Source organism: Deefgea tanakiae, from assembly GCF_019665765.1.
Lineage (GTDB): Bacteria > Pseudomonadota > Gammaproteobacteria > Burkholderiales > Chitinibacteraceae > Deefgea > Deefgea tanakiae.
This window is the reverse complement of the sequence record NZ_CP081150.1, coordinates 1,081,186-1,096,286: the sequence shown is the minus strand read 5'-3', so window position 1 is coordinate 1,096,286 and position 15,101 is coordinate 1,081,186. Positions and strand designations below refer to the sequence as shown.

Genomic DNA, 15,101 nt, shown 5'->3' with positions numbered 1-15,101 from the left:
CAAATCAATAAATAAATTTACACTCTGTAATAATTTAGACATATCAAGTATCTAGATCAAAACAAATAGAAATATAGCTTGCATGCAGATACCCTCTAACCACCCACCTGTAGACGTGCCGCCAAGCCAGACTGCCGCACCACTCCTTTGCGGCTAGCACTGGCGATAACCGTCTCCTCACCCCATAAACTCACTTTGCTTCTGGCGCGCGTGATGGCGGTGTAAACCAGCTCTCGACTCAATAAGCCACTTCCACCCTCAGCGGGACTCGGAAGCAACAACAGCACATGACCGAACTCAGAGCCTTGTGATTTATGCACCGTCATCGCAAACGCCGTTTCTACCGCCGGTAAGCGCGCAGGCGCGATTGAGCGTGTTCCGCCATCTGCGGTTGGAAAATGCACCCAAAGCTTGCCACTCTCATCAGGTAAAGTCAGGCCAATATCGCCGTTGTAAAGCTCTAAATCGTACAGATTTTGTGGCACCAACACAGGGCGACCGGCATACCAGACTTGATCACTACTACGCAAACCGCGCTTGAGCAATTGGGTTTCGATGGCCGCATTGACCCTAGTCACGCTAGCAGCACCATTGCGAATCGGACTCAACACCCGAAAGGCCTCAAATGCTTTAAACACTTCGTTTGGGCAGGCTTTACGACTCACCGCAGCAAAAAAGTCATCAAAGCCAGCCATAATCGGGCCCATCAAATCGTATTGCGCTGGATTAGTACCATACCAAGTCAAAGCCGAGTTTTCGGATTGACTGCTTGCGGCCAGCAACTCACTCAAGTTACGTAAATCACCCCGATTAATCGCGCGCGCCAAATCACCAATCACCCCAGAAAAACGATAGCTTTTTTGCAAAGTCATCACATGATCGCCGATGCGAGACTCAGAAAATCCTGCCTCAATCCGCTGCCCCGTTAAATTGGATAGCTGCTCGGCAAATTGTGGGGATAAACCAGCTCCAGCGCACAAATCGCCCATCACGGCGCCCGCCTCAACCGACGACAATTGATCTTTATCACCCAACAAAATCAATCGCCCCTGCGGTGGTAAGGCATCAACCACTTTACTCATCAGCGCCAAATCAATCATCGAGGCCTCGTCCAACACCAGCACATCAAGCACCAAAGGTTGCGCTGCGGAATGGCGAAACTGCACTGAGTTAAACCGACTGCCCAGCAAGCGATGCAAGGTCACCGCCACATCGGGAATTTTTACGGCGATGTCATCGGGCAATACACCTTGCGCGATGAGATCGGCCTTGCCTTTGCGTATCGCTTCTTGCATCCGCATCGCCGCCTTGCCAGTTGGCGCAGCCAAGCCAATTTGTAAGGTCGTCTTCGATGTCATTTGCAGCAAGGACAGTAATTTGACCAAAGTCGTCGTTTTTCCGGTACCAGGGCCGCCACTAATCACCGTCAGCCGCTGATGCAAAGCGGCTGCCACCGCCACCTTCTGCCAATCGGGATTCTCCTTACTATTAGCAAACAAGGACTGCAACTGCGACCTCAACACCCGCTCATCAGGCGGCTCAACCGCGTCGACCGCCAAAGCCAACAGTTGCTCAGCCAAGCGAGATTCATACTGATGATAACGCGCCAAATAGAGCCGTTGCTGCGACACAATCAAGGGTGCAAAACAACCCGCCTCGCCGACCAAGCCACTGGCCAACCACGCCGCAATATCGGTTTGCGCAGGAATCTCGACACAGACGTCACCACGTTCACTCGCCTTTGCCAACTCCGCCGCCAAACCGAATAACTCAGCAGGGGCAGCCGGATTTTGCCTGCGCAGTAGTTGAACCAAAGCACTAGAAAAATCGAGCACAGGCGCATTCTTTTCTACGACTTCATTCATTGCTCTGCTCCTTGGCCCAGCGTAGCATTTAAAGCCTCAATTAATTTTAGGCTTGGTATATCTTTATAAACTCCACAATCCGAATCATTTGACGACATACCCCTTATAAACAAATACAGCACCCCGCCAAAATCTCGTTCGTAATCATAGGTATCACCCATGCGGGATTGCATATGCCGATGCCAAGCGCACACATAAAGCAAATACTGTAAGTAGTAGTGCGAATCGCTCATCACTTCGATCAAGTTTTCGGGTGCGTAATCCGCCAAGCGATCGCCCAAATGATTCGATTTATAATCGGCGATAAAGTATTGCCCTTGCCAAAAAAACACCAAATCGACAAACCCGTTTAAATAACCAGCAAATTTTTCGGGTTTCAAACGCTGTGCGCACGCAATAAAACGCGGCTCGATATTAAATTCAGGCTTCGCCAAAACGCGGCAAAACGCAGCAATATCAATTGCTTTACAACCCAGCAAAAACTGCCATTCATTTAAGCGTTGCCGTGAACCCAATTGATTAAGCGTAAGTTGCCCTTGAGTCAGCGTGATGGGCGCAGCGAGCACATCTAACAACCACGCTGCCGTTTCATCGGCCGTATTCTCATCCAAAGGCAAGCCCGATTTCAGCATTTGTTTTTCAATATTGGCGGCCAGCAAAGCGGCATCGCCTCGTGTGAAATCTTCATTTTCCAACACCGAATGCAAGGTCGTACCGGCTTTACTACCGCGCGCAAAGCCAAATCGCATTTCACCGCTAGTTTCAGCGAGTAACACACTAGACGGAATCATATGCGCATCATGATCTGCCCCAACCTCGGCCATCGCCTCACTCGCGCCATAGGCACGTGTTAATGAGGTAAAACTCGCCAACCGCCATTGAGCAGCCAGACTCCAGGGCGCATTAGCAAGTCGAGTCGACAATACCCCCAGCTGTAAGTCGACATCCTCACCGTGCTGTGCGATATAGCGCATGGTTTCAGGCAAATCACTAATGGTTAACGCCGGAGACATCCCCTCGCCTAAATCTGCAAAAGCCGCACCAATCGCGGCTATATCGACCTCTTTGAGATTGTCACGGAATGTCATTCCAGACTTAAAGCGCAGCAATTGTGACAAGGGCGCATTTTTAACCACGGGAGAGGCTTTTTCCAAAGCAGGAAACGCCAGATACAAGCGATGCTTCGCGCGGGTGACCGCCACATAGAGCAAACGAACCGCCTCGGCATAGGCTTCATGTTCGGCCTGTGTCTTATGACGACCCAAGTCAGCAGTACCCACATCAATTTTGAGCGCATGCCCATCGAGTGGATCGTGAAACGACAACATACTGCTATCACGCAGTAATGATTTCTTACCCTTCCAAGAAAACGGGCAAAATACCACCGGATACTCCAAACCTTTGGAAGCGTGAATCGTCACTAACCGCACTCGATCAGCATCACTTTCCAAGCGCATTTGCTCATTCTCAGCGCCTTGGCTTGGCTCCGCGATTTGCCGCGTCAGCCATGCCAACAACAGCGCCGGACTTGGGCGTGAGCGGGATTCGTTTTGCACCAGTTCAGCCACATGCAATAAATTAGTGAGGCGGCGCTCACCATCGGCAAATTGCAGGACACGACTCGTAATATCCGCCTCAACCAACCAGCGACGGAACATCGGCATAAAGCCAAATTTTCGCCACTCATCACGCCAAGTCTGTAAGTTTTCAACTTCACGTTGCCACGCTACATCATCCAATTGCAGCGCCATTAATTGCGCCACACTCAAACCCATTACTGAGCTCACCAAGGCTTTGCGCAATAATCCAGTCTGCGCTGGTGCCTCTATTGCCGCCAACACCGCGCATAAACCTTGCGCCTCACTAGACGAAAACACACTTTCCCGCGTTTGCATGACCGCCGCAATGCCGCGCTTGAGCAAGGCTTTGCGCATTTCATTGGCCTGTCTGTGACTTGGCACTAAAACAGCAATATCACGCGGACTTAAATTGCGCTCACCCAATTTAGCCTTGCCAGCACTCGCTGCACTTAAGAGCGCAGCGATTTCGTCTGCAGTTGCCGCAAAAAGCATTTTTTCTGCCACTTCTGGCTTAACACCGTCAAACACAAATGCATGCACAGGGCCGCGCCCATCGTTACACACCAACTTTGAAGCCCCACTTTGTTTGGCCTGTATGGTTGGATGAGTAATTTTGCTTTCGACAAACGCATCTTCAGGTGCAAACAGCGTATTCACAAACTGCACAATCGGCGCATCTGAGCGGAAATTCGTATCGATCGAGTAACAAGCGTCCGCCTGTGCACGTGCGCCCAAATAGGCATACACATCCGCACCGCGAAAAGCATAAATCGCCTGCTTAGGGTCGCCCACCATAAAAAATGGTGGCTGCGTACCATCCCCAAGCGCTTGACCAAACAATCGATCAATAATCGCAAACTGCAGCGGATCCGTATCCTGAAACTCATCGACCAGTGCCGCTTTATACTTTTGGCTCACTTTATCAGCGAGGTTATGCGCCCTAACTGGATTTTGCAAAGCCCCCGCCAAGGTATTGATACTATCGTCAAACGACATCTGGCCTGCCTTGGCTTTGCGCAGCGCCAGTTGCTCACGCACATAGTCGCCAAAATGCAGCAACCAATGCTTTAAACGCAAATCCAAGTCAGCAGCTACACTTTGTGCATTTAAATGCAATTGTTCTGCGGCAGTAAAAAATTCATGCGTCGGCGCAACGGCTTTAAACTCTTTTTTGACCATCTTTAGGATGTGACTTTGGGTGAGTTTTTCCCATTCTTTGAATAGACTCGCACTTGGCGTTGCCGATTGCATCAAACGACTTGCTTGCGCGAGCCAAGTCTGCCATTTCTCCGCGCTCAGTTTGTAGGTGCCAGAAAAAATCTCTCCGGCCAGCGCATTAAGTAGCAAAGTGCTGATCTCGGCTTGATCCCACCATTTCTGGCACTCACCCCATAATTCGGCATACCGTGCGGCCTGCTCTTGGCTGTACTCAGCCGATGGCAAAGACGGCAGCGGCAAAAAGTGGGCAGGATTTAGACTTTTGCACGCTGCAGCACGCTGCAGCAAAACGTCGATCGTGACATTCTGGCTATGAAGATAAGCCACCCACGCCGGATCGCCCTTATACAACTCAGTGCGCCAAAAATCCTGAGTAATTTCGGTGAGCAACTCGCTCTCGTCTTCCAGTAACTTGCGGTCAAAATCAAAACCGGCCTCAAAGGCTTGCTCAGTGAGCAGGCGTTGGCAAAAGCTATGAATCGTTGAAATCGCAGCGCAATCGAGTGTCGCCAAGGCCAAACGTAATTGCGCCAAGAGCGGCGCAGGATCGATCTGCTCTGCTTGTACACGCGCCCATACATCCGCGCAAAAGGGCTCAGCTACGCCATTAATCAGCACCGGCGCTTGCTCAACAAAGGTTTGCGTTAACTGCGCCAAACGTAAACGAATTCGGTCTTTTAATTCGGCGGTCGCCGCCTTGGTAAACGTCACTACTAGAATTTGCTCAGGGAGTAATCCTTTCTGAGCATTGTAGGCTGGCTCTCCTGGCGCAATACTAGCTCCTAAAATAAGTCGCGCGTATAAACCCGTGATATTGAATGTCTTCCCCGTCCCTGCCGACGCCTCAATTAAGTTGCGTCCCGACAGCGGCACTTCGTGCACCAGCAAGGGCGCATAGTTTGGGTGTAGATGCTGTACCTCACTCATCACGCTCTCCTAGCAACACGGCCAAATCACTGGCTAGATCATAATCACTAACAGCCGCTAACATCGGCAACACGATCTTTTCTGCCCAAGCTGTAAACACAACGCGTGCTGCACACACTTCCTCATCATTTTCTAACTGCGATTGCGCGAATGGATCTTCTGTCCACAACAGTTGATTTTGAATTTCAGCCCACTCACCGTCATTCGTAAAGCTAGGCAACCAACGCGCCAAAGCAGCATCCCAACGCTGATCATCCTTGTCGGCCTTGCCCCACGCTAAAGCGGCGTGCGGGAAAAATGGCAATGGCGCACTCATTGCGGTTTCATACAGCGCAACCACCTCAGCTAAATTCGCTTTGGCTTGCGCAGCACTCAGCTGTGTAAAGGTGAACACACGCTCTGGCGACAAGCAACGCGTGACTGCGACCATCCCAGACGGTTGCATCGCACACAAAACCAAATGCTCGACCCACACCCTGAATACATCTCGCGAATGAATTTGGCTCTTCACGCTAATACGACCCTTGGCAAAGCACGCATCTAACCATCCCGTGATGCGCAACTGTGGCAGAGCGATATCAACAGCCACCGGTGGGAACGCCTCGCTACTTTGATAGAGCGGCAAAGCCTCACGCAGTGCGCATGCCGCTTGCAACTGCTCATTGACCAATAATTCACCCGGAGCACCCAATGGGGTATCGCCACGAGCAAAAACCAAATCAATGGCTTCCAAGCCATACATCAGGCCTAATTCACGAATTCGACTATCGCGAAAATCATTTAAATCAAACGCCTCATCATCGATTAAATGACCATCCGCTTCTTTTAAATTCAAATGAGCACGATGCCGTAAAAAATACGCCGCCGGCTTAGCCAAGCACTGCGCCAACTCATCCCAGCGCAATTCGCTCGGCAAGGTATACGGCGGATACGCTGGCACTTCAAAAATCTCGTTATGCATTTGAGCCGAAGCAATCTTCATGGCGGCCTTTTGCCACAAGGGATTAAATGATCGACTACGAGTATCCGCCGCAAAGCATTGCTGACTAAAGGGCTGCAATGGATACTCCGTAATGAGGTGTTTTAATAAATGATCGCGCCGTTCTTCCAGCGAAAGCGCTAAATCACCCTCCAGTACAAAGCCTTGTGCCACGCAATCGAGCACGTCACTCACTAAGACCGAAGGCGGAAAATGTGCATCATCTTTCAAACTGCGGCCGACCCACGACAAGTACAGCTTTTCTCGCGCTGCCAAAATAATATCGAGGAATAAATAACGGTCATCTAATCGCCGAGAGCGATCACCCAACAAAGGGTTTTGTGCGATCAGATCAAAACCAGCAGTCGGTGGATTACGCGGAAAATCAGATTCATTCAATCCGAGCACCGCAATCACCCGAAACGGCAAACCGCGCATCGGCACCATGGTACAAAAGGTCACGCCACGCGACATAAAGCCCGAACCACGGCTTGAGTTTTCAAAGTGATGCTGCAGCCAATCACAAATCACTTCACGCGGTGCGGTTTGCGTAAAGTCAGCTAATGCCGCTTCATCAGCCAAGGTCGCCAAAGTGCTACGAATCACTTCAGCCAGTTTCAATTCAACGTCGTCTTGCTCATCAAACAAGATAAATGCGTCCAACACCCGCAGTGCGGTATCGCGCCACTCGGGCAAAGTGCGTTCCAGCACCAGCTCACTGCGCCAAAATTGCAGCGCAGCAATAAATGACATCAATTTTGCCAGCAAGCTCGCTTGCGAACCTTCCAAATCATCCCACGGCGCAATTGCATCGCTACCTGCTGCGCTCCACAGCGGAATTGCATCACCCGCCAATGCATTGGGTAAAGCGACTCCGAGCAGTAATCGATCTAAACCGGCTTGCCACGTATTGGTCGCGCCCATATCAGCCAAGTCAAACTCAGCGCGATGTGCAGCATCCAAACCCCATCGAATATTGGCTGCCTCTATCCAATGCCTGAGCGTCACCAAGTCGGGCGTTTGAATCCCAAACCGCGCAGCCACTTGCGGCGTTTCAAGTAACCCATAGACTTCATCGGCTTTACAGCGGCTGGCTGGCAAATTTAACAACAGCATCAACACATCCACCGCTGGACATTCTTGCTGCGTCGTTAAATCGGCAATATTGAATGGAATATTCGGCGCGCCAGAGGCTTTAGCGCCGCCAAACACCGCCTCAATCAACGGCGCATACGGTCCCATATCAGGTAGCAACACGGCAATTTCAGAGGCCAGCAAAGTGTCGTCAGCCACCAACATTGCGCTCAGTTGATCATGCAGAATTTCCACCTCGCGCATAGCGCTGTGCGCATTATGAAAAGTCAGTGACTGATCGTTTTTGGCAATGACTTGCGCGCTAGCTGCATCGCGATTAAATAGATTAAGCACATCCGATTGCAGCGTCTGCAATAAACTCGGTGTGAGCGTGTGTTCGAGTGGATCGGTAAAAAGCCATTGCTCGCCCCCGCCCGTCCAAGGAAACGCCTCGGTCACAGCACGGTAAAAATCGCGCCCCGCCTTACCCATAGCAGCCAACAACGGATGGCCAATATCCAAATACAGCGCTTCTTGCGGCTGTTTGGTCTCGCGCAGCGCAATCACTTTGGCGCTCACAATCGCTCCCCACTCTTCACGGCAAGGGTTAAGCAAAAATAGATTAACGTCGATGTGCTCGGCCAATGCGCCTAAAACATCGATATACGCAGGTGGCATTCCGGCAATGCCAAACACGGTAATTCGCTCAGGTAAACGACTCGGCCCCGCCGTTTGCCACTGCTGAAAAAGTCGCACAAACATATCGGCACGATGCGGCACTTCATCTTCCGCAAAAGTGGCATCAATACTGGCGCGCACCTCGCGCCACAATGTAGCCTGCCACGCCTCATCAGGGCCAAGCCCTAGCAACTGACCCGCCTCCCACGCCGCAATCCAGTCACTGCGAAAAACAAGGTATTGATCGAATACATCGGCCAATTTACCCGCCAACGCCATCCGCCGCCGCGCGTCTCCCTCTTTTAAATAGGCCTCAACAATCGGACTGGCCTGTTGCGCCTGCGATTGCGGCAGTAAGCCATACATCCGCCACGCCAGTGGGCTTGAGCTATATGGGGACTCCGCCTGCAAATGCGGCATCGCGTCTTTCAGCAAGGACCAAACAAAACTCGCTGGCAGCTGAAAATCAATCCCCGCACAAATGCCGATCCGATCAGCGAGTTTAAAACGCAACCAGCGCTCCATTCCCTTGCTCGAAACAATAATTTTTTCGCTCGCGAATGGATCACTGAGTGCAACGCCATACAAGGCTTGCAGCAATTCAAATAGATTTTCGAGACGATTGGACTGATAGATATTGAGGCGACTAGACATGCGAAGACCGAGGTAAATGGCGTTGCTTATTCTACCCCTTAAACTGACTTAAACTGTAGGATTCCAACCTAAACTACGCCGTTTCAAAACAAAAAGAGCGCCAATCACGGCGCTCCTTCATTAAGGTATATGCATGTAGCTACTAATAAACAATCCCTATAGAGCAATACCTATACAGCGACACTTTCACGCTGCACCAAATCATCAGCTGAACGCAGTAATTCAACCATCGCCCGATCAAACAATTGTGACTCTTCGAGGAAACGTACTCGATCACGGGCAAATAAACGACGGAAGGCGCGCAGGCTGAGTACCGATGGTTCGTCATGACCATCAACCGCCAACACAATCGCGTTTTGATTGGCTTTAGTCCAGCTCAACTGCGCCAATTGCGCCGTACCATTGATATTAATTTCGATCGCCACGCCATTCCCCAATTGTGCGAGGAAGTCAGTACTGTCATTGGTGCTCTGTTTCAAGGCTTCAGCTGGGGTTTCCAAACCCAATTCGGCTTCGATGATTTGATCGATTAAATTGAGTTTATTTTCTAAGGCGCCAATCGCTTCCTCAACAAACACCGGATTCAATGGCGCTTTTTCCTCAATCTCTGTGGGCTCAGCCGTATACGCCGCCAACAGAAAATCACGGAATTCCTCGTGAATCATCGATAGCGGCGGTGGAGGCGCGACCCAATCACCAGCGCCAGCGCGCATCGCCAAACGATGCGCATCAACAAGATGGCTATTCAACCCTTGGACTTGCGCTACTGTCCACTGCAAACTCAGTACACCTTCGCGCAAAGTGGACACCATGCTCGGAATCAAACCAAGCAATAATTTACTCTCTTCGCGATCTACCTTGGGTGCCAAACTCCAAATCAAATCAGGCACCACCAGCCGATAGCGCTGTTCTTTTTCTGGATTTTCACGCCCAGCCAATTCAATCGCCCGCGCCCAAGTGGTCACCAAAAAATCATATAAATAAGGCTCGATGGTGTAAGGCGATAAAGCATCAGAAATCATTGCGGTGATACGCGCAAAGTGCAAAGTGCGCTGCTTAGCATGATCCAAGACTTGCGCTGCCGTGCTGGCCATTTTTTCACAATGTGCTAGTTCGTTGGCAACCCAAGCATCTAACTCATCCAACATCAAGGTAAACAGATGCAAGTCTTCGGTTTCATCGATCAAAATAATGCCAACAATCCGGCAAATCTCAGCATTCACGCGCTCAGCACTATCGCTGTTTTGCTGCATTCCCAAAGAAATGGAGCCAATTCGATTCACCAACATCCGCGCTGGATGGGTTTTTCTGGCAAATAGATTCGGATCTTGCAGTGCAATTTTCAACACCAAGAATTGCAAGCGCCCCAACTGCGCACGCACTTCGGCAGGGACTTTGCTATCTCGTAAAATAAACTCAAACAGCATCGCGACAACATCAATCGTCATCGACTCATCAACGTTGGCCGCAATCTCATTGAGTTGTTGGCGCTGCTCCAAAATCAGATTTCGAATCTTACCGTCTTCACCCCAGATACCTTCGGTGCTTGGGGTTGAAATTTGAATCAAGTTTTGTACTGAATGCGCCAAGGGTGCGCTCACTTGGCGCATGGGATGCGGCGCAACATCATCGCCAAATGGCGCATCCACCGCGCCCATTTTTGACATGCTGTTGCCAGAAAAGAAATGCTTTAATGATCTCCCTGCGCTTTTCACATCTCCCAACCACGACTTAGCAACGCCGCGCGTGCCGGCTGACTGAGCACCTGCAGACTGATTCGGGTTGGCGACTCCACTCAAGCCTCGATCAAATGATTGAGTTTCGTCTGACACTGCGCCGCCTTGCTGCCCGACTGATTGTCCAATCGATTGAACATAATCGAGCAACTGATCTTCCGATCGTGTCGCTCTTTGAGCAAAAGTCGAATCTGCTGAAGGGTTTGATGCGGCATAATTGGCGTAGCGAGATACTGGATCAGGGGCAAAATCAGAGCCGTCATAGCTGGCCTGACCCAGACTCTCTTCGATCGCATTTGCAGAATCGGCACGGCCCCCATCCAACTCAGAATCAGGTATTGCTTCAGCGCGTTGACCGAACTGAGATAAATCGGGCTGCTTGCGAACCTTGAGTTGCAGTTGCGCGGCGATACCATGCTGCGCCAACAGTGCATTTAATGCCTCGTAAATTGGCGCAATATGCAGACACATTGATTCGGTTAATTGCCCCAGTAGTACTGGAATCAAGGCATGATCTTCGACAGTTTCTTCCAAAGCGGTCGCAAAAGCGCGTGAAATGACATAAGTGCGAAATGGGTTTTCCCGCTCTTTAATCACATCCTGCTCGAACAGCAAGGCGATACGAATATTTAAATCACGAATGGCTTCTTCGGCTTCTTGGCGAAAGCGAACGGTGATCTGATCAATATGTAGCTCTTCTTCAAACGAGGCAGACTCAACCAGCGACAACCCAGCAGCGCCAATGCCATCAAAAAAAGACGGCCTAAAATTGCTGTAGGCGGTTTGAAAGCTACGGTGTACCAACTGCTCAATCGTCTTGACCAAATGCTGCTCAAGCACTGCGCCATGGCTCACGACAAACTGGCGCGCTTCCAAAAATTGCCGTTGCTCAACCATGGAGCTGGCACGATCGGCTTTACTAAACAATTGCGACACGACCAATTCCAGTACCAAAGCCATTCTTTGGTTAAACTCAGAAAGAAATGTAGTGCGCGTTGCAATTAATAAATCGTTGCGATCCATTTTGATAGCTGCCATGAAGTAAGGTCAAATCCCGTCTGTTTGCTAAGTAATAAGTGTGCTAGAAAATTTTTCGGATTCTAACATCGTTTCCTTACAGAAAAACCACTAACGTTCAGTATAGATGTACGAACGGTCGACATGCTAAATCATTCAGTATCTTCAATATTTCACTGTCGCTAAGCTAGCGCCCTTCTGTACAATCAAGCGCTAATTATTGACAGGAAAACAAGCTGTGTTTCGTCTTTTTGAAAGCCTTGTTCACCCTTACCCAGAACAAGAAAACAAATCCCTGCCTAAGCACTTCAGCACTTTTATTTGGCGCTGCACCAAAGGCTTACGGCCGCTCATTGTAGGCATGATGGTGTGCACCGCCTTAATTGGCTCATTCGAGGCGATTTTATATAGCTTACTCGGTCATTTAGTCGATTGGCTAGGTAACATTGAACCAAGTCAACTTTGGGATCAAGAGAAACCAAAACTGTATTTAATCGCAGGGGTTTTATTATTAAGTCCCTTAATTGTTGCACTACAAACCTTGTTAAAACACCAAGCATTGGCAGGCAATTTCCCGATGCTCTTGCGCTGGAATTTTCACCGCCAAATGCTGGCGCAAAGCATGAGTTTTTATCAGGACGAATTTGCCGGCCGTGTTTCGGCCAAAGTGATGCAAACCGCCTTAGCCGTACGCGAAGTAGTTTTTATCGTGACCGATATCATGGTGTTTGTTGCCATTTACTTTTTCACCATGCTAGCCGTAGCAGGAAGCTTTGATCTCTGGCTACTCGCCCCCTTACTCGGTTGGTTAATACTCTACATCGCTGCGATGTGCTACTTCGTGCCACGTCTTGGTAAAGCAGCACAAAACCAAGCTGACGCCCGCTCGTTGATGACTGGTCGGATTACCGATGCCTACACCAATATCGCCACGGTAAAATTGTTTTCCCATGGTCGACGAGAAGCCGCGTTTGCCCGCTCTGCAATGCAAGAGTTTATGCATACCGTCAACGGCCAAATGCGCTTGGTCAGTGGGTTTGAGGTGGTTAATCACACGCTCAGTATTTTGTTGATTATTGCCAGTACCGCGATGGCGCTCCATTTATGGAGTTTAGGTCAAGTCACTGCAGGCGCCGTTGCCGCATCTTTGGCGATGGCCATGCGCTTAAATGGGATGTCGCAATGGATTATGTGGGAAATCGCGGCGCTATTTGAGCATATCGGCACAGTTCAAGACGGCATCAATACGCTGACCACACCGCATCAAGTGCTCGACGCACCCAACGCGCCCATCATTACCGTACCGCACGGCAAGGTTGAATTTAATCAAGTTGACTTTGGCTACGGCAGTGATCGACTCCTACTGAATCAATTGTCTTTACAGATTAAAGCCGGCGAAAAAATTGGTTTGGTCGGCCGCTCTGGCGCGGGCAAATCAACCATTGTTAATTTATTGCTGCGCTTTTACGAGATCAACGACGGGAAGATCTTGATTGATGGGCAAAACATTGCCCACGTTCAACAAGAAAGCCTGCGCTCGCACATCGGTATGGTGACGCAAGATACGTCCTTGCTGCATCGCTCGGTACGTGAAAACATTCTGTACGGTCGCCCTGATGCCAACGATGATGACATGATTGCAGCCGCCAAACGCGCCGAAGCTCATGATTTCATTTTAACGTTGAGTGATCCAGCGGGACGCACTGGCTACGATGCTCACGTGGGTGAGCGCGGCGTCAAACTGTCAGGCGGACAGCGCCAACGGATCGCGATTGCACGCGTCATGCTCAAAGATGCGCCGATTTTATTGCTTGATGAAGCAACCAGCGCGCTGGACTCGGAAGTCGAAGCCGCGATTCAAACCAGCCTCTATCGATTAATGGAAGGGAAAACCGTTATTGCGATTGCCCATCGACTCTCTACGATTGCGGCCATGGATCGACTGATCGTGCTCGACCAAGGGCGGATTGTCGAACAAGGTAATCACCAAGAGTTGCTCGAACATGGTGGTCTGTATGCAAGATTATGGGCGCACCAAAGCGGGGGCTTCTTGGGTGAAGAAGCATAGATAATGTATTGACCTGCAGGCAATGAAAATCAAAGGCCACAGGTCAATACCCAAAGGATATAATGTCACCTCGATTTCGCAACCTTGTTTTTTCAGTACTTCGCCGCCCTAAATTGGCAGCTGCTTTACTCAAAATTGGCTTTAATTTATATCCAGCCATCCGTCGCTCTGGCTGCAGAGTCAAAACCATCTCTGCCGATGTGCGCGAAATTATCGTTGAACTGCCACTCAATTGGAAAACGCGCAATCTGAATGGCAGCCTTTTTGGTGGCAGCATGTTTGCAGCGACCGATCCTTTTTACATGAGCATGCTGTATTTCAATCTGGGCGATGACTATGTCGTTTGGGATAAAGGCGGCACGATACGCTTTAAACGCCCCGCGCTCAGCACCTTGACCGTACAATTCAAACTCGATGACACTGAACTCACCGAAATTCATCAGTTATTGGCGATTACCCCCGAAATCACGCGCACTTACCCGCTGCAACTCATCAACCACAATGGGGATATTTGCGCCGAAGTAGAACGCATCGTTTACATTGCACACAAGTCCGCTTACGAGCAAAAGCAAAGCGAACGCAAGCAGCAAAAACAGCTTGAATCAGCACGCAGCAATTTGAATGATCCCGTGCAATAATTGATTTTCCACTGACGAGCAAGGGGCGCACCTATGTTTGGTAAATTAGCATCAGATGCATTGGGACTCAGCGACATTGGTTCGGTCGTCAAACCGGCCGATTACGATAAAGTCGACAGCGATGATTACGTATTTCACGAAGACAATGAGAAAATCTATTTTCTGATTAAATCCAAAACGGATGAATACTGCTTTACCAATAAAGCGCTCATCCATCTGGATGGCACCAGCGCCATGAGCAAAAAACGCATGCTCTACCGCTATAGCTACTATGCCTATCCGATTACTGATGTGCATCTTGAAACCGCTGGCACCGTCGACATGGATGTGGAAATCAAATTCACATTTGGCAATAAGGCATTTTCAATTGACGTCCATAAAAAGCACCTCGAAGAACTTAAAGACTTGTACAAATCGTTGATGAAAATTGCCGAAACGATGGCTGAGAACGAAGTCGCTCACGACAATGCCAAAGCCAGTCTACAACTCGCAGCAACGACACTTGGTCGCGGTCAAGTCGGTGGTACGCCCGTCGTAGAAGCATTTAAAGAACTCAACCAAAGCGCATTTAGCTGGCTTTCTGCCGCTCAACAAAAATACGTTGTGAAAGATTTTGGCTTTGTTTTTGAACGCTATCTCAACTCGCCGACCACTGAATAAGCCGTAT

7 protein-coding genes are annotated in these 15,101 nt (G+C 49.8%); 3 read left to right on the top strand and 4 right to left on the bottom strand.

Annotated features, from left to right (window positions below; translation table 11 throughout):
• Positions 1 to 95 precede the first annotated feature (95 nt).
• The 4 genes from recD to K4H28_RS05175 all read right to left on the bottom strand — a co-directional run bounded on the left by recD (position 96) and on the right by K4H28_RS05175 (position 11,749).
• Positions 96 to 1,865 carry an exodeoxyribonuclease V subunit alpha gene (recD, locus tag K4H28_RS05190; RefSeq protein ID WP_221007324.1) on the bottom strand — a complete coding sequence of 590 codons (1,770 nt, stop codon included), beginning with the start codon at positions 1,863 to 1,865 and terminating at the stop codon, positions 96 to 98.
• Entirely contained in the window at positions 1,862 to 5,590 is a 3,729-nt protein-coding gene (gene recB / locus K4H28_RS05185) for an exodeoxyribonuclease V subunit beta (RefSeq protein ID WP_221007323.1), read from the bottom strand. The genes recD and recB overlap by 4 nt, the downstream gene beginning before the upstream one ends.
• Complete coding sequence (recC, locus tag K4H28_RS05180) at positions 5,583 to 8,975, bottom strand: exodeoxyribonuclease V subunit gamma (protein ID WP_221007322.1); 3,393 nt, start codon at positions 8,973 to 8,975, stop codon at positions 5,583 to 5,585. Before recC ends, recB begins: the two co-directional genes overlap by 8 nt.
• Before the next feature lie 170 nt (positions 8,976 to 9,145).
• Positions 9,146 to 11,749 carry a DUF1631 family protein gene (locus K4H28_RS05175; RefSeq protein ID WP_221007321.1) on the bottom strand — a complete coding sequence of 868 codons (2,604 nt, stop codon included), beginning with the start codon at positions 11,747 to 11,749 and terminating at the stop codon, positions 9,146 to 9,148.
• A 217-nt stretch (positions 11,750 to 11,966) separates the two neighbouring features.
• Here K4H28_RS05175 and K4H28_RS05170 point away from each other — a divergent pair, with 217 nt between their 5' ends.
• From K4H28_RS05170 to K4H28_RS05160, 3 genes are all read left to right on the top strand, one after another.
• Positions 11,967 to 13,796 (top strand): ABC transporter ATP-binding protein, encoded by a 1,830-nt coding sequence (locus tag K4H28_RS05170; RefSeq protein WP_221007320.1) that lies wholly within the window; start codon positions 11,967 to 11,969, stop codon positions 13,794 to 13,796.
• 62 nt (positions 13,797 to 13,858) lie between these two features.
• Entirely contained in the window at positions 13,859 to 14,434 is a 576-nt protein-coding gene (locus K4H28_RS05165; RefSeq protein ID WP_221007319.1) for a DUF4442 domain-containing protein, read from the top strand.
• Positions 14,435 to 14,467: 33 nt separating this feature from the next.
• A complete protein-coding gene (locus tag K4H28_RS05160; RefSeq protein ID WP_221007318.1) occupies positions 14,468 to 15,094 on the top strand; it encodes a PH domain-containing protein in 627 nt (208 codons plus the stop codon).
• The last annotated feature ends 7 nt before the right edge of the window (positions 15,095 to 15,101 follow it).

Coding starts and splice junctions, on each gene's coding strand:
- recD (WP_221007324.1), bottom strand. CDS start 1,865: ATGAATGAAGTCGTAGAAAAGAATGCGCCTGTGCTCGATTTTTCTAGT.
- K4H28_RS05160 (WP_221007318.1), top strand. CDS start 14,468: ATGTTTGGTAAATTAGCATCAGATGCATTGGGACTCAGCGACATTGGT.
- K4H28_RS05175 (WP_221007321.1), bottom strand. CDS start 11,749: ATGGCAGCTATCAAAATGGATCGCAACGATTTATTAATTGCAACGCGC.
- recB (WP_221007323.1), bottom strand. CDS start 5,590: ATGAGTGAGGTACAGCATCTACACCCAAACTATGCGCCCTTGCTGGTG.
- recC (WP_221007322.1), bottom strand. CDS start 8,975: ATGTCTAGTCGCCTCAATATCTATCAGTCCAATCGTCTCGAAAATCTA.
- K4H28_RS05165 (WP_221007319.1), top strand. CDS start 13,859: ATGTCACCTCGATTTCGCAACCTTGTTTTTTCAGTACTTCGCCGCCCT.